The sequence below is a fragment of the Candidatus Eisenbacteria bacterium genome (assembly GCA_013140805.1).
In the GTDB taxonomy this organism is placed as follows: domain Bacteria; phylum Eisenbacteria; class RBG-16-71-46; order RBG-16-71-46; family RBG-16-71-46; genus JABFRW01.
The window spans coordinates 1-17,052 of sequence record JABFRW010000065.1; the positions used below are offsets into that span (position 1 = coordinate 1).

General features: G+C 70.7%; 10 protein-coding genes. 3 read left to right on the top strand and 7 right to left on the bottom strand.

Annotated elements, in window-relative coordinates:
• The 3 genes from HOP12_05880 to HOP12_05890 form a co-directional block, all read left to right on the top strand.
• A partial coding sequence (locus tag HOP12_05880; protein NOT33686.1) for a hypothetical protein occupies positions 1-1,376 on the top strand: 1,376 nt, incomplete at its 5' end.
• Positions 1,373-3,385 carry a DUF2079 domain-containing protein gene (locus tag HOP12_05885; GenBank protein NOT33687.1) on the top strand — a complete coding sequence of 671 codons (2,013 nt, stop codon included), beginning with the start codon at positions 1,373-1,375 and terminating at the stop codon, positions 3,383-3,385. The genes HOP12_05880 and HOP12_05885, both read left to right, overlap by 4 nt.
• Positions 3,382-4,959 carry a hypothetical protein gene (locus tag HOP12_05890; protein NOT33688.1) on the top strand — a complete coding sequence of 526 codons (1,578 nt, stop codon included), beginning with the start codon at positions 3,382-3,384 and terminating at the stop codon, positions 4,957-4,959. The genes HOP12_05885 and HOP12_05890 overlap by 4 nt, the downstream gene beginning before the upstream one ends.
• Here HOP12_05890 and HOP12_05895 read toward each other — a convergent pair.
• The 7 genes from HOP12_05895 to HOP12_05925 all read right to left on the bottom strand — a co-directional run.
• A complete protein-coding gene (locus HOP12_05895; GenBank protein ID NOT33689.1) occupies positions 4,904-6,187 on the bottom strand; it encodes an imidazolonepropionase in 1,284 nt (427 codons plus the stop codon). The genes HOP12_05890 and HOP12_05895 overlap by 56 nt on opposite strands.
• Positions 6,184-7,863, bottom strand: a complete 1,680-nt coding sequence (hutU, locus tag HOP12_05900) for a urocanate hydratase (GenBank protein NOT33690.1) — start codon at positions 7,861-7,863, stop codon at positions 6,184-6,186. Before hutU ends, HOP12_05895 begins: the two co-directional genes overlap by 4 nt.
• Positions 7,860-9,515 (bottom strand): histidine ammonia-lyase, encoded by a 1,656-nt coding sequence (hutH, locus tag HOP12_05905; GenBank protein NOT33691.1) that lies wholly within the window; start codon positions 9,513-9,515, stop codon positions 7,860-7,862. Before hutH ends, hutU begins: the two co-directional genes overlap by 4 nt.
• Positions 9,418-11,592 carry a DEAD/DEAH box helicase gene (locus HOP12_05910; protein ID NOT33692.1) on the bottom strand — a complete coding sequence of 725 codons (2,175 nt, stop codon included), beginning with the start codon at positions 11,590-11,592 and terminating at the stop codon, positions 9,418-9,420. The genes hutH and HOP12_05910 overlap by 98 nt, the downstream gene beginning before the upstream one ends.
• 15 nt (positions 11,593-11,607) lie before the next feature.
• A complete protein-coding gene (locus HOP12_05915; GenBank protein ID NOT33693.1) occupies positions 11,608-13,344 on the bottom strand; it encodes a BamA/TamA family outer membrane protein in 1,737 nt (578 codons plus the stop codon).
• 23 nt (positions 13,345-13,367) lie between these two features.
• Positions 13,368-16,715 (bottom strand): hypothetical protein, encoded by a 3,348-nt coding sequence (locus tag HOP12_05920; protein NOT33694.1) that lies wholly within the window; start codon positions 16,713-16,715, stop codon positions 13,368-13,370.
• Positions 16,716-17,052, bottom strand: a 337-nt coding sequence (locus HOP12_05925; GenBank protein ID NOT33695.1) for a hypothetical protein, incomplete at its 5' end; no start/stop codon positions are given.

The window sequence follows — 17,052 nt, forward strand, 5'->3', positions numbered from 1 at the left end:
GACTCGAGCGGCCCGATCGGCGCGAGTGGCTGATGCTGGCGCTTCCGCTGGCGTGCTTTCTCGCACTCGCATGGCTGCTGTCGTGGCTCGCCTACCGGGTGCTGCGAGAGTTCGCGCCCGGGCTCGGCGCGTGGCCGCGAGGCGTCGCCTCGACGACTCTGGGCCTCGCATTCGTGCTCGACCCCGAGGCCCAGCACCTGGCGATCGGTGGCCTGACCGAAGCACCCTTCACACTCGGGCTCGTGATCGCGTGCGGTGCGCTCGCGACCGGCTGGGCCGCACACCGACCGCTCGCATTCGGCCTGCTGCTCGGAGTCACGGGCCTGTTCCGCGGCAACATGCTTTGGTTCGCACCGCTGTTCGCGATCGCCGCCGCCGCTTCGGCGACACCCGGGCGCAGGCGGTGGCCGTTCGTGCGGGTCCTGTCCGGCTATGGGTTGCTGCTCGCCCCGTGGTGGCTCCATAAAGCGATGAGCTTCGGAAGTCCGGCGTGGGACCTGTCGGCACTCGGACTCTGGGATGGTGTCGGTGGCCGCAACTGGCTCACGCTCACGCACCTGCCGCAGATGCCGGAGCTGCCGTCGCTCTCCGCCTCTCTGCCGCTGCTGATCGAGAAGCTGAGCCGGAATGTCGCGAGCGTTGGACCGTCTCTGGTGACGGGGTGGCGTGCGGTGCCGGTCGGCGCGCTGCTGGTGTGGATCGCATTCGGGCGAGGCGCGCCACGACTTCGCATCACGGCGATCGCGATCGCCGCAGCCACCGCCCTGAGCCTCGTCGTCGCGGCACTCGGCGCGTCGTGGCTTCGCTACCTGTTTCCGATGCGGGTGCCGCTCGAGGCGGCGGGCCTGCTCGCGCTGTTCGCGCTGATCGCGCGGATTCCCGATGCGATGCTTCGCGCGTCGGCGCGGCGACTGATCCATGCGGCCATCGCGGTGACGGCACTGGCGTGGGGCGTTCAGCAAACCCGTCGCGGCAACCTGGAGGCGCGCGAAGTCGCGGCCACCCGCGCGTTGCCCGGCGTCGCAACGCTGAATCAACTCGCGGATCGCATCGTGCGCGAAGTTCCGGCCGAGGAACCCGTGATGAGCAATCTGGGTTCGACCCTCGCGTGGTATGCGGACCGTCCGATCGTTCATCTGGCACTCACGCCGAACGACGTGAACGCCTGCCGTGATCGGCTCGAATTCCGTCACGTGCTCGTGGTGTTTCCGGACTCCGCGCGTTCCTGGCCGGGCTGGGGCGAAATCGTCGCACGACCGCAGCTCGCGGCCGAGCATCCGGGCTGGAGCACGCGCGAGGTTCGCCACTGGCTCACCTCCGAAGGCCTGCGCGCGGTGTGGATCGAACTCGGGCCCCGGGCGACGAGCCTCCCATGACCACAACCGCGACCTCGGGAGCAATCGATCCGCGCGCAATGCGTGGCGGAGGCCCGCGTTTGGCACTCGCCGCGATGATCGCGGCCTGGAGCACATGGAGCGTGTGGCTCTGCGCCCGAAAGTTTCGCTACTTCCTCTACGACGACGTGGACCTGGGCATCTTCACTCAGGCGGTCGACCGACTGCTGCACGGCACGCTCTTCAACTCGATTCGCGGCATGAACTGGCTCGGGGACCACAGCTCGCTCAATCTGTTCCTCCTCGCGCCGCTCCACGCCCTGTTCCCGAGTCCTCTCACGCTGCTGACGGTTCAGAGCCTGGCACTCGCGCTCGGCGCGATCCCGTGCTACGCGCTGGCGCGCCGCGAGCTCGGCGACGAGCGCCTGGCGCTGTACGTGGCCGCGCTCTACCTGGCCTACCCGGCACTCGGTTACGTTTCGCTCTTCGAGTTTCACCCCGAGTCGCTCGCGGTCGCGCCGCTGCTCGCCGCGTTTCTCGCACTGCGCACGCAGCGTCCTCGCGCCTGCCTCGCATGGTCGGCCGTCTCGCTCCTCGCCCGCGAGGACGTCGCGCTGGTGGTGCTCGCGATGGCCGCGTACGCCGTGCTCGCGACCCGCGGGCGCGCGCGTCGCACGGGCGCCGGCCTCGCCGCTCTCGCAGTGGCGTCTCTCGCGGTGTCGTTCCTGTGGCTCAAGCCACACTTGAGTTCGGGCGAAGCCGAGTACGGGCGCATGTACGCCGCGTGGGGAAACTCGGCATGGGACATCGCCGGCTCGATCGTGCGACAGCCACTGCGAGCGCTGAGTGCTCTGATCTCGACCCCCGGCGATCCGTTCGATTCGCGTTCCAAGCTCGAGTTCCTGCTGCACCTGATGCTGCCGGTCGCGTTCCTGCCGCTCGCCGGCGGGCCGGCGCTGCTGGTGGCGGTGCCGACGCTTGCCGAGCATCTGCTTTCGTCGCGCGGACAGCAGCACTCGATCGTCTTCCAGTACACAGCACTCATGATCCCCGCGGTGTTCGTGGCCACGGTTCTCGGGTTGCGCCGACTCTCGATGCGCGACGGCGCGCTGGCGCGCGATCGCGCGGCCGCACTGCTCGGAGTCGCGCTCGCCACCACGCTGCTCTCCCAGCTCCTGTTCGGCCCGGTGGCGGGCCGCCGGATCCTTCTCTCCCGCGGCCCGATCGAGCGGGTCGAGCCGCAGCCACTCGACCGCGCGCTCGTCCTCCACCGTGCGCGCATGCTGGCGCGCATTCCGCCCGACGCGCCGGTGGTCGCCGGGTTCGAGTACCTTGCGCGCCTGGCGCGCCGCGACTCGCTTCACTCGCTCCATCACGTCGTCGGCGGCCGCTTCACCTATTCGACTCGCGCCTACCCGCAACCCGTCGGCATCGTGGCGCTCGTGGCCGATCTCGCGAGCCCGCGACTCACTCCGTTTCTCGACGATTCGAGTTCGGTCCGACTCGCCCGGCTCCTCGCACTCAACGGGTTGCTCCCGGTCGACACCGCGAACGATCAGCTGCTGTTTCTACAAGACGCCACGCCGCTGCCACTCGTGACCATTCTCCCGCTCTCGGATTCCGCGGCCACGGTACGAGCGAGCTTCGAGCAGCGCCTCACGCTGTGCGATTCACGGCTCTGGAATGATCGCTCACGCGCCGGCGGTACGCTCGAGTTCTCGACCGATTGGCGGCGCATCGCGCCTCTGAAGGAGTCGGTACTGGTGCGCTGGCAGCTGCTCGATGCCGACGGCGCGATCGTTCACCAGCAGATTCACCACCTCGGTTATCTCGTCGCGCCGCCGACGGCCTGGCCTGAGGACCGCGTGATCCGCGAGTGGTATCGACTCGTGCTCCCCGACGTCTTGCGTCCGGGCCGCTACACGCTCGCGATGCAGGTCGGCTGGCGACGCGGGCGCGAAGCCACGATCGCGCGGCTGGATCAGCCGACGCCGGGACGGACGGATGATGTCTTGACGCTCGGAACGTTCGAGATCGAGGCCACACCATGAGCGCCGAGCCCGCGACCGACCCGCGGCCCGACCGGTTTTCGCTCGCGCTCGACCTCGCCACCGCATTGCTCCTCGCAGTCGCTCTGACGCGACTCGCGCAGCAGGCGTCGACCGCACGCTGGTTCACCGACGAGTGCTTTCACGCGCGCCTGTCCAGCCTCCTCGCCGCCACGCATCAGCTGCCCCGCACGTTGCCCGAGTTCTACGGCGGACTCTTCACTTACTACCCGCCGCTCTTCCACGTCTTCGGTGCCGTCACGATCTCGGCATTCGGGGCACCGGCCCTGCGCGAGCTGAACGTCGGGTTGTGGGCGGTGTTGCTGGTCACGCTGTGGGTGGGGCTGGGCTCGGGACTGCCGCGTCCGGCGCGGCGGACGGCCGTGCTGCTGTGCCTCTCCAATCACTGGCTCGCGCTCCACGCGGTCCGCCTGTACGGAGAGCTGCTGTTCGCGACGCTGGTGCTGGCCGCCGGACTGCTGGCATTGCGCCTCACGCGAACCTCGCGCATCGCCGATGCCATCGGGCTCGGTGTGGTGGCGGGGCTCATGACGCTCGCCAAACCTGCGGGTGCGGCCGCGATCCCGCTCGCGCTTGCAACCGCGGGCGTGCTGGCCTGGCGCCGACATTCGGGCCCGGCACGACGCTGGCTGATCGCCGCGGCGATCGCGATCGGCATCGGCGCACCTTACTGGCTGCGCAATCTGCGCGAGTTCGGAAGTGCGCTCTACCCGCTCGGAGCCCCCGACCGCGATCGGGAGCTGTGGGCATTGACACTCGAAACCTTCGGCGGCTCGACTGCTCGCTACTTCACGCGCGTCGCCGATGGCCTCGGACCGTGGCTGCTCGGCGCCGCGGTGCTGGCACTCGGGCTGGCGATTCGGAGGCGCCGAGTGGATCACGTGACCGCACTGGTGATCGGCCTCGCCGGCGCGATCGCAATCGCACCGCTGTTTCCGATCCACGATCCCCGCCACGTGCTGGTGCTGGTGCCGCTGCTCGCCGTCGCCGTGAGCGCCGGCATCCTGAACGGGTGGCCGGTCCGCGCCGGGCGATGGGTCCAGGTCGGCGTGTGGATCGTGGCGGCCATTCACGTGGCGCGCCTGCCCGAGTACCGGCGACCGCTCGACCTGCCGGCGCATCTCGCCGCGGCGTACGAGGCGGTGAAGCAGCACACCTCGGAACACGCCAAGCTCTTGAGCCTCTGGACCTACGACACCGCTTACTACACGGGCCGCGCAGCCACATGGCCGATTCCATGGGGGCAGGAGCGACGACCCATCGAGCCGTTTCGCGCCACCGACCCCGTCGCCTTCGCGGCCGCACTCGACCGTGCCGGCATCGATGCGCTGCTGGTTCCAATCGCGCCGCCACCCGAACGGTTCAACGGAGCGAACTACCCGCGCTCCTTCGTTCGCAACGTGTCGGCGCTGCTCGACGACGGGCAACTGGAGCTGAGCTGGAGCTCGCCGACGCTGGCGCTCGTGGTGCGTGCAGCACCGCGCGATTCCGCCGACGCGCCTAGGGCCACACCCGCCGCTCGAGACTCGGAAACGCCAGATCGGCGCCGCGAATGAAGATCGTGTCGGGGCGTACCGCCGGCATCCAGTAGGGCAGCTCTTCGAGACGCTCGCACTCCCACACCACCGCATCGCCCGAGGCGCCCGGCTCGAGATGGCCGACCAGCGCTTCGAGTCCGAGTGCCCGCGCCGCGTTCCAGGTCACCGCCATCAGGCATTCCTCGGCGGTGAAGCCGCACTGACGCGCGGCGAGCGTCACGCACTCGAGCAGCGACATCGCCGGTGAGGTGCCGGGGTTGAAGTCGGTGGCGATTGCGACCCGTGCCCCCGCGCGGCGCAGCATCGCCGCTTCCGGCAGATGCTGGCGCAGCGTGAGTGCCGCGACCGGCAGCAGCACGCCGGTCACATTGGCCGCTTCGAGGGTTCGCCAGTCTTCCTCGCTCGCAGCCTCGAGGTGATCCGCCGAGAGCGCACCGAGCTCGGCGGCCAGTCCCACGCCGCCGCTGCGCTCGAACTGCTCGGCGTGCAGCTTGATCCCGAGCCCCGCCTGTTTGGCCGCGGTGAGCACCCGTCGGCATTCGTCGACCGTGAACGCGACCGGATCGCAGAACACGTCGACGGCACTCGCGAGTTCGCGCCGCAGGATTTCCGGCAGCACGTGATCCGCCATGGTGCGCACGTACGACTCGCGATCGCCGGTGTGATCGGCGGGCAGCGCGTGCAGCAGCAGGGCGGTGCGCTGGACGCGGGCGGGGACGCGCTGCACCGCACCGCGCATCAGCTCGAGCAGACGGATCTCGCGCTCGGGAGTAAGGCCGTAGCCGCTCTTCACCTCGACCGTGGTGCAACCCGCGGCCCGCCACCTCTCGAGCCGCGCCGCGAGCGTCTTTTCGAGCGTGTCGGCACGCTCGGTCGCGGTCACGGCCACCGTGGAGCGAATTCCGCCTCCAGCGGCCGCGATCGCGGCGTAGCTCTCGCCCGCCAGGCGGCGCTGGAACTCGGCGGATCGTTCGCCCGCGAAGATCATGTGAGTGTGGCAGTCGACGAGTCCCGGCGTAACGAGTTTTCCGTTCGCATTCAGCGGCCGCGCCTCGCCATGCCGACGATGCAGCTCGGCGGCCGGGCCGATTTCGAGCACCTTGCCGTCTCGGAACACCACGGCACCCTTTGGCACCCGCAGGATGCCGCGTCCTTCGCGGTCGGGCGTCACGACCTCGGAGGTGTTGTGCAGGATCGCGTACGCCGTGCGGCCGGCTACCGCCTTGTCGCGCGGATCGGTACTCATTCCGGCGGCGCGATACCCGGCAGCTTCATGCCGGTCTGGAGGGCGTGCTGGATCGCTTCCGGGTATCCGGCGTCCGCGTGACGCATCACCCCGGTGCCGGGGTCGTTGGTGAGCACGCGTTCGAGTCGCGCGTCGGCCTCGAGGCTGCCGTCGCACACGATCACCTGCCCCGAGTGGATCGAGTTACCGATTCCGACGCCGCCGCCGTGATGGATGCTCACCCACGATGCGCCCGAGGCCACGTTGAGCATCGCATTGAGCAGCGGCCAGTCGGCCACTGCGTCGGTGCCGTCTTTCATGGCCTCGGTCTCGCGGTAGGGCGAAGCAACCGAGCCGGTGTCGAGATGATCGCGCCCGATCACGATCGGCGCCTTGAGCACGCCGTCTCTCACCATGCGATTGAAACGCAGCCCCAGCCGGTGCCGCTCGCCGTAACCGAGCCAGCAGATGCGCGCCGGTAAGCCCTGGAAGCTCACGTGCTTCTGAGCCAGTGGGATCCAGCGATGCAATCGCGCGTCGTTCGGAAACTCGTCGAGGGCCGCGGCGTCAGTCGCGGCGATGTCGGACGCCTCGCCCGACAGCGCGGCCCAGCGGAACGGCCCCTTGCCGACGCAGAACAAGGGTCGGATGTACTCGACCACGAAACCCGGATATCCGAATGCCTGATCGTGCGGCAGGCCACCGCGCTCGGCTTCGCCGCGCAGATTGTTGCCGTAGTCGAACACACGCGAACCGCGCGCCTTCATGCCGAGCAGCGCCTTGACGTGCGTCACCATGGAGGCGCGTGCGCGCGCGACGTAGTCGTCCGGAGCGGCGGTGCGCAGCGCCTCGGCGCGCGCGAGATCGAGCCCCGCCGGCACATAGCCGACCAGCGGGTCGTGCGCCGACGTCTGGTCGGTGGCGACGTCGGGAATCACGCCGCGTTCCAGCAGTCGCGGATGGATCTCCGCCGCGTTGCCGACCAGCCCCACGCTGAGCGGTCGCCGCGCGGCGACCGCCTCCTGACACCACGCCAGCGCTTCATCGAGTGAATGCGACACGCGATCGCAGTAGCGTGTCTCGACGCGCCGCGCCGCGCGCGCGGGATCGACCTCGACCGCCAGGCACACGCCACCGTTCATGGTGACCGCCAGCGGTTGAGCCCCTCCCATGCCGCCGAGTCCTGCGGTCAGCACCAGGCGGCCGGCCAGCGTGCCGCCGAAGTGGCGATCGGCGATCTCGGCGAAGGTCTCGAACGTACCCTGAACGATGCCCTGCGAGCCGATGTAGATCCACGAGCCCGCGGTCATCTGCCCGAACATCATGAGCCCGCGCGCCTCGAGCTCGCGGAAGTGTTCCCAGGTCGCCCAGCGCCCGACCAGATTCGAGTTCGCGATCAGAACGCGCGGTGCATCGGCGTGGGTACGAAACACTCCGACCGGCTTGCCCGACTGAACCAGCAGCGTCTCGTCGTCGGCCAGCGACCGCAGTGCCGCAACAATGCGATCGAACGCCTCCCAGCTGCGGGCCGCGCGACCGGTGCCGCCGTAGACCACCAGATCGTCGGGCCTCTCGGCGACCTCGGGGTCGAGATTGTTCATGAGCATCCGAAGTGCGGCTTCCTGGACCCAGCCTCGACACGAGAGCGTGCGCCCGCGCGGGGCGCGCACCACGCGCGCGGTCGAGGTCGGGCTCATGACGCGAGCACCTCTTCGGCGAGCTTCTGCGGCTGCCGCGACAGCACCCAGCGCGCGATCGTCTCGCACGGTTCCGACAGCGGCCGATCGCCCTCGGGAGCCGGCACCAGTCGCCGTACCGTGCCGTACAGCCGCTCGGAGCCGAGCCCGGCCGCGAGCGGACGGCGAAACTCGAGCGCGCGACACCCGCACAGCAGTTCGAGCGCGATCACGCGCGCGGCGTTGTCGACCACCTGCCGCAGATGCCGCGCTGCGATCGGCGCCATGCTCACGTGATCCTCGATGCCGCCGCCGGTCGGAATCGAATCCACGCTCGCCGGATGGCACAGCACCTTGTTCTCGGATACCAGTGCAGCCGCGGTGTACTGCGCCAGCATGTAGCCCGACTCGAGGCCCGGCTCGTTCGCGAGCACCGCCGGCAGCTCCGAGACCCTCGCGTCCACCAGCCGGTCGATGCGACGCTCCGAGAGCGACGCGATCTCGGCCACCGCGATCTTGAGATAGTCGGCGGCCAGCCCGATCGGCTGAGCGTGGAACAGTCCGGCCGAGATCACCTCGTCGCTCTCGGGGAACACCAGCGGATTGTCGTTGACCGACTCGATCTCGATCTCGAGCTGCTGTTCGACGTGCAGCAGGGCGTCGTAGGAGGCGCCCATGACCTGCGGCACGCAGCGCAGACTGTAAGCGTCCTGCACGCGCCCGCAGTTCTCGTGCGAGGCCACGATCGCACTGTCTTCGGCGTAGGCCCGCAGGCGTCGCGCGGTCTCGAGCGCGCCCCGATACGGACGCAGTCGCTGCACGGCCTCACGAGCCGGCCGGAACGAACCCATGAGCACTTCGGTCGAGAGCGCCGCCGCCGCCACGCCCGCCTCCCACACCGCGCGCGCATCGGCGGCGCCGAGCAGCGCGAATGCGGTCGAAAACTGGGTGCCGTTGATGAGGGCGAGCCCTTCCTTGGCCTCGAGCGTGAGCGGCTGGAGCCCGGCGTTTCGAAGCGCGAGTGCCGCCGGCAACCGCGGCGCATCCGGCTTGATCCCGAGTCCGAGCCACGCTTCGCCCTCGCCGATCAGCACGCTCGCCAGATGCGCGAGCGGCGCCAGATCGCCCGAAGCACCGACCGATCCCTGGACAGGAACCACCGGGGTGACGTCGGCTTCCAGCAGTGCGAGCAAGCCCTCGACGATCTCGGGCCGGCAGCCCGATGCCCCGCGCGCGAGCGACGCCGCGCGCAACAGCATCATGGCTCGCACCACGTCGGTCGGGGCGTAGCGTCCGACTCCGGCGCGATGGGAACGCAGCAGGTTGAGCTGCAGATCACGCACCTGCTCGGGCGGGATCGTGCGGTTCTTGAGTTCGCCGAAGCCGGTGGTGACGCCGTAGATCACGCGGCCCGACTGGACCGCCCGCTCGACCACCGCGCGACTCTCGCGCATTCGTCCGCGCGCCGCGGCCCCGAGCGTCGCCTTCTCGCCCTCGCGCGCCACCCGAACCACATCGTCGATCGTCAGCGGACGGCTGCCGAGTTCGATCACACGCCCTCCCTTTCGAGTTCTCTCACGACGCGCCCTCGTGGCGCGTCCCGTTCGGAGCCAGCTCGGTCCGCTCGCGCGGCACCGCGTCGAGGAACCGCGCGGCCGCCGCGGCGAGCGCATCGACGTCGCCGTGCACTTCCGGCATGCCGGGCAGCGCGTCGAGAAACGGACGCCGGTAGGACGCCCGCACGATGCGCGGATCGCACACCACCAGCACGCCGCGATCGTCGCGTCGCCGAATCAGCCGCCCCACGCCCTGCCGAAATCTCAACACCGCCTCGGGCACCGCGTCGTGTCGAAACGGATCGAGCCCGCGTGCCGCCACCGCCTCCCCGCGCGCTTCGACGCGCGGATCGTCCGGGACCGAGAACGGCAGCCGCGCGACCACCAGAACCTCGAGCGATTCGCCCGGAAAGTCGACACCTTCCCACAGGCTTTGGACGCCGAGCAAGACCGCGCCGCTGGCGGCGCGGAATCGTTCGCTCACCAGTGTCGCGGGGCCGTCCCACACCTGCGCAATGAGTCGCGACGGGTCGTCCAGATGCGTTCGCAACCACTCACGCGCACGGCGCAGCCGCTCGTGCGCGGTGAAGAGCACCAGTTGATTCCGGCCGGTCGCACGCGCCAGCGCCGCCACCACCCGCGCCACGCTTTCGGCCTCGTCCGCGAGATTCGACTCGGAGACGAAGCTGCGCATCTGCTCGCCGAGCGCGAACGGCGATTCGTAGCTGACGGATTCGTACGGCACCCCGTGCGACTCCCCGAGCCCGAGGCGTTCGGCGATGAAGCGAAAGTCTCCGGCGCTGGTGAGCGTCGCCGAGGTCAGTACCACCGCCGGTGCGCGGCCGATCACCAGCCGGCGTGCATGGCCGCCGACTTCGACCGGACAGCCGCGCAGCTCGACGCCGCGTCCGCCCGAGGTTCGCCAGTGCACCCAGCCCGGCTCCGACGCCTCGCCGAGCACCAGCAGATCATGCGCGAGCGCATCCCACACCGCCCCGGTGTGCTCGAGGTCCGCGACCAGCGCTTCGGAGCGTGTGCGCTCCGCACCCTCTCCCGGTCGCGTCGCGATCTCGGCCGCCAGCGATCGCACCGTGCGCGAGAAGCCGCCCGCATGCGCGTGCAGCCGTTCGAGCGGCTCCAGGTCGGCGCCCAGCAACTCGCTCGCGGAACGGTAGCGCGCACGCGAACCGTAGAGGGAGTCCCGTTCGCCGGCCGGCTCGATGGCGGCGAAGAAGCGCTCGGCATCGGCGCGCGTTTCGGTCACGCGTCGCACCAGTCCCTCGATCACTTCAGCCAGCCGCTGGCGCGCGTCGGCATCGAACAACGGCAGCTCGCGGCGTCTCAGTCGCGCGGCAAGCCCGCCGCGGCCGTTCGACCTCGCGTCGGACTCCGGTTCCTCGGCCTCGCCACCGCGACGACCCGCTCCGACCAGTCGCAGCGCATCCTCGATGCGATGGCGCGAGACGCCACGTTCGAGCTGCGCCAGCAGTACGCCTTCGAGTCGATGGGCCTCGTCGACGATCAGCGCGTCGAACTCGGGCAGCAGCCCCTCGGCGTCACCCGAGAGCGCGAGCAACGCGTGGTTGACGATCAGGAGTCGCGCCTCGACGGCCCGCCGCCGCGCGCGCACCCAGTGACACTCGCGGCCGCGGCGGCAGCCGAGCCCCGAGCAGCCGACCGGATCGGTCGCGACTCGCGGACGCAGGCGTCGGAAGAGTTCGGCGTCGGGGGCCGGGAACAGATCGAGGTCGCCGGAGGACTCGGTGCTCGCCCAGTGTCTCAGCGCCTCGACGGTCTCGCGCTCATCGTCGTCACGCGCGGCGAGCCCGTCGAGCGCCGACCCGCACAGATAGTTCTGCTTGCCCTTGAGGCGCGCGCACGGCACGTCGAGATCCAGCACTTGGAGCACCGCCGGCAGGTCGCGCTCGAACAGCTGGTCCTGGAGCGAGCGCGTGCAGGTCGCGACCACCACGCGCCGCCCCGCGGCGGCGGCGTACACGGCGGGGATCAGGTAGGCCAGCGACTTGCCGACCCCGGTCGGTGCCTCCGCGAGCCGCACCCCGCCGCGCTCGAGTGTGCGCGCGACGTCGATCGCGAGCTCGCGCTGCGAGGGGCGCACCTCGTAGCGAGTCCAGCGATCGGCGAGCGCTCCGCCGGGTGCGAACGACGCGTCCACCTGGGCCTCGAGCGACACGGCGAGCGGCTCCCTTTAGAAGAGTGAGGTGAGTTGCAGGTGGAGCCGGCCCTCGAGCAGCGGACGTCCGGGTTCGAGACCGAAGTCGAGTCCGACCACACCGGCCGCGGCCGGGAGCCGGAGGCCGAACCCTACACCGTCGAAGGAACGTGTCGCCACGCGCGTGCCGCCCGTGGCGAGCGGCAATCGCGTGCCGGTGAACGCGTGATCCCAGAACAGCGCGATGCGTTCGCCTCGACGGCTGCCGAACAGGCGCCATTCGAGACGCGAGAGCGCGTAGCGATCGACCCGGAGCTGCTGCTCGTCGAAGCCGCGCAGCGAGGACGCCCCACCGAGCGGGAAGCGATCGTGCAGCTCGAGCTGATCGCGGGCGCTGAAGCGGCCGGAGCCGAGCAACTCGAGGGCGAGCCCGGCCCGCGAGCGCGGGCGCAGCGGACGGTGCCACTCGAGCAGCGCGCGCGCGGTCGCGAGCGTGGTCTTGCGACGCGTGCCGTCGACCAGTCGCTCGCGCTGAAACGTCTGCGAGCCCTCGATGCGTCCGCGGATCCCGCGTCGCGGCTCGACCAGATCGTCCCGCACGTCGCTCTCGATCGCGAAACCGGTCAGCGCGGCCTCGACCGAGCGCACGGCGCCGAGTCGCGAGACCACGCGCTGATCCTGCAGCTCGAGTTCGAGCCGCCTTCGCGCTTCGAGGCCGAAGGTGAGTCGAAGGCCCGCGTCGGTGCGCGTGAAGAGCGTGTCCTGCAAGTCGTGCGTCACCGCGCCCTCGAGCGCCAGCGGTCCTCCGAACAGCAGTGGCTCCGCGTAGCGCGCATGGAAGCGCTGCAGTCCGGGTCCGTCCGACCGCCATGCGAGCCGCAGCGCGCGTCCGGTGCCGGCGAGGTTGTCGAGCTTGAGATCGGCGAGGCCCACGAGCCGGCCTTCGCCCTGAATGCCGAGTGCCGCCTCGGCCGCCGAGTAGCGCGGCTCCTCGACTTTGTACACCAGATCGGCACGCGTGAAGTCGCCGCGCCCCTCGAGTCCCGCCCACTCGACGGTGCGGAACAGACCCGAGCGCGCCAATCGGTCGCGCCCGATACGAGCACGGCTCGGTCGATAGGGCGCGCCTTCGAGTGCGCCCACCAGCCGACGCGCGAACGCGGGACGAGTCGCGCGCAACCCGTCCACGCGCACCCGTTCGATCGTCACCGCGGGGCCACGCGCCGCGCTGAGCCTCAGGCTTGCGCCGATGCTGTCCCACTCGAACGAGGTGATCGACAGTTCGGCGTAGGGAAAGCCCTGTTCGACCACGCGATCGAGCGCGCGATCGAGCGCCGCTCCGATGGCGCCCGGTGCGGCCCAGCTTCCGGTGACAAGGTCGAGCGCAGCGGCGAACGCGATCGAATCTTCGCGGCTCGAGGTCTCGAGCGTGACCCTCGCGAGCCTCGTGCGCCGCCCCTCGGCGACCTCGATCCGCCATGCCGCGGAAGGACTCCCCGACGCGCTGTCGCGCGCCACCGCGCGCGCACGTGCGTCGAGCCATCCGGACTCCTGAAGCTCGTGAACGAGACGCGCGAGGCCCAGCACCACGGTGCTTGAATCGGTCGCGCCAGGGGCCCGTTCGAACAGCGCCTCGATGCGACGCGACGCGATCGAAGCGCCCCGCACCTCGACCGGCACCCGCGCCGCATCGGCGGGGCGCGGCGGCTGAAGCGCGACGACGACCAGCACCACGGCGCCGACCAGGCTGCGCAGGGCGACGCGTGCATGCAACCTCCGAGACGCTCGAGACGGGCTCAAAAGTAAGCCCTCACTTCCGCGCGGCCGGTCTGGAGCAGGTCGCGGCCCGGCCGATCCTGCAGCGCCCAGCTGATTCCGACCGTGCTGCTTTCGAGTACTCGATAGTCGACGCGGAGCGTCGCATCCCAGCGCGGCGGTCCTGCAGGATCGATGCTCGGCACCAGCGAGAGTGGTGCCGGTCCCGAGAAGAACGCGCGCCGCGCGGAGACGTCGACGCGCCCCGCACGCCCCACCGCGAGCCCGAGATCCGGGCCCACGCGCACCACGCGCGTCCGCTCGGTCGCACCCGCGGAGCGCGTCCATGCGAGGTCTCCGACGCCGACCGCACGCAGCCGCGTGCTGCTGCTGAATGCGAGCTGGGTCGTCAAGCCGATCTCCTCGAGCGTGCGCCGAAACGGCGCCGCCCCGGCGAACGCCTGCGAAGCGGCCTGGCGGACGGCTCGCCCCTCGAGTTCGGCGGTCCACGCGGCTCCCGGACGACCGCGCCATCGCGCGCTGGCACTGCGGTCGTCTCGGGTCTGGGCGAAGTTGTCGAAGCTCCGGTCCGCGCTCACGCGCCGCTCGAGCCGCACGCGCACCGCCGCGCGCGGCGAGGACGGAGCTCCCTCGAACTCGAGACGTTGCGTGATCGCGCCGCGCACCAGATCGGCGTCGCCGAGCGCGCGGCGCGGCGGAACTGCGAGATCGAGCACGTTCAACGTGCCGCGGCGGCGCGCCTCGCTCTCGAACACCAGCTCGAGCCGCGAACCGGCGAATCGGTCACTCGGAGCCTGCCACGCGAGCCGCGCGCTGGTGGCCGCGCGCCCCACCCGCTCGAGTTCGGCACCGGTCACCAGCACCAGATCGTAGCTGCCGGCACCTACCAGGTTTCCGAGGCTGTCGTAGGCGCCGTTGCCTGCTCCCACGAACTGCACCTGGCGCAAGCGCACGCTCTGACCTTCGCTCGTCACTTCGACACCCGCCTGGCCGGAGAGCCCGGCGGTCGGGCGCGTGCCGCGCAGCAGCAGGCTCGCAAGATCCGATCGCACCCGTTCTCCGCTCGCGAGCGTGCGGTAGTCGCGACGCTGGCCTTCGAGCGCCAGCGTGATCGGCGCCGGGGCCGACTCGAGACGCGCGCCGAGCGTGCGTGCTTCGGTGCGGTCGTCGAAGGTGGCCGCCTGGACGTAAGCCTCGCGACGAATGCTGCCGGCGAGCCGTGCGCGCCACGCGAAGCGCGAGGGCGCTTTGAGCTCGCCCGCCAGCTCGCGCGAGCGCGCCGCGTTCTCGGTCGAGTCGGAGGGGCTGCGGCGCTCGTCCCACAGCACCCGGACCGCGGGCTCGAGCCACCGGCTGACCAGCGAGAGGTCAGCGGATCTCAGATCGCGCCCGCCACGCTCGAAGGTACGGTCCTCGGCGCGGCCCTCGGCGCGATCCCACAACGCGCGCGCGTTCAACGCTCCGCTGCGCGACCAGCTCAGGGCGTGACGCACCGCGGAGTAGCGATTGGGCGTGCGCAGTCCCGACACACTCGCCCGCCATTCTCCGGCGCGCGGGTCTCGCACGAAGCCCGACACTTCCGCGGTGCGCTGGTGATCGAGGTCGTCGCCGACCGGCACGCCCCAGCCTTCTTCGGCGTAGGCCCGCTCGAGGCGATCGAACGGCGCGAAGCGTCGCTCCACCGCGCGGATGCGTGCGCCAAAGCCGGCACCCGAGAGGCGCGTGGCCGAATGGCGCTCGTAGTTCATGCGCCCCTCGAGCGCACCGCCCGCATTGTCGCGATCGTCGAGACTCGAGAACGAGTTGCGATCGAGCTCCGAGAGCGCGCCGTCGATCGCCAGAGTCACGGCACCTCGCTGATAGCCGCCCCCGAGCGACATCACGTGATGCGTGGTCGGCAGCGGCAGCGAACGACCGATCGCATGAGTTCCCGCGGCAGCCCCGGCGTAACGAAATGTCGTGCGCCCCGCCACGCTCGCCGAATCGAGGTAGTCCCCACGCCCCGAACCGACGAACACGAACCGCACGTCGAAGTCACCCGAATCGGGCGCAACGAACGCGTAGTAGGGTCCGCCGGGCGATTGAACCAGGTCGTAGTCGCCGCCACCTGCGGTCACACCCGAGCCGATCGCGCGCTCGACCGAGTCGCCGGCACCCGACAACACCAGCCGATCTTCGACCGCCAGGGCGCCGGCGATCGGGCGCCCGCGGTCGTCGCCCTCACTCGCGTAGCTCGCGCCCAGACGCCACGGTCCGGTCGCCCATCCGCTCGACGCCACGGTCACGTTGCGCCGGAAGCGATCGAGGTCGAACTGGTACTCGACACTGACGCGGCTCGACGAGGACACCGGCCGATGGTTCGTGAAGGTGATCTCGCCGCGTTCGTAGTCGATCGAATAGTCGGCGCTCTCGCCGCGGGTCAGCCGCTCGCCGTCGAGAGTCACGGCCTCACTGCCGGTCACGATGCCGATCGCCGCTTCGCCGCTCGCATTGGTGAGCACGTACGGTCCCTGCCGGCCCTCGATGCCGAAGAACTCGACCCGTCGGTACTCCCCCTCGGCGCTCGCGGCCGCCAGACTGCCCTCGAGGCCGCCGCGTTGGACGCGGCCCGAGACACCCTGCAGGCGGCGCTCCATGCGCAGGAAGGGACCGCGTTCCACGCGCACCGTGATGTCGCCGAGCTCGGCCTCGGCGCCCGGCGAACGCACCTTGAGCAACAGTCGATCGAGCGAGCGCAGCTCCTCGCTCGCGCCGCCGGCCCCCAGTGCGGCGCTGCGATCGGTGAGAATGCCGGACACCTCGACGCCGGGCGCCAGCGTGCCCGAGACCGTGAGGTCGAGCGACTGCTTGAGAAACGCATCCTGATTGGAACCGAACTCGACCGCCAGCGTCTTGCTTCCGGCCAGCGTCAGCTCACTCCCGAGTGGCGCCTCGGAAGGGATCCGCGACGTCACCGGGCGCGGTGTCGCGGCGAGTGGACCGCGCGCGGTGTCGCCGGCCGCACGGTCGGGTGCGATCGAGCGACGGTATTCATAGCGCCGCCGCTCGAGCATCGGCGGATCGAGCAGCCGGCACGCCGAGACCCACAGGGTCTCGCCCGCGACCGGAGCGACCAGCAGGCGCAGCACTCCGCGCGTGCGATCGATGACGAAGTCTCGATCGCGCATCAGCTCGCGATCGCGCACCCGCACGCGTTCGGTGCCGGCGCGCAGGAACGTGACCGGCAGCGGATAGATCACCGCACCACCGCGCACCACGACCGGCCAGGTCCCGCATGCGGGATCCGGAACTTCGATCGCCGCGCGCGCGGGCACCGCCCATCCGAGCGCAATCGCGAGTCCGAGACTTCCAAGCGCGCGCACGCTCACTCAGTGCTCCGCGCCCCTGGCCCCCTCGACCGCACGCTCGGGACGCACGCGACGCACCCGCGCCGGCGCCGACTCGGCCACCACCAGATCGCCGTCGGACGCGAACGCGATGGCGCGCGGGTGCGCGAGTCCCGTCAACTCGAGCAGCGGTTCGCCATTCGCCGACCACAGCCACAGGCGCCCGCCCCGTTCGTCGGCCACTGCGACGCGACCCGAGTCGTCGACTGCCACCGAGACTCCGAGTGTCCCGCGCCCCAGCGGCACCGGCCACGCACTCAGCGGCTGACCGCCGGTGTCGAGACGCTGCACGCGCGCGGCACCGCGCTCGACCGTGACC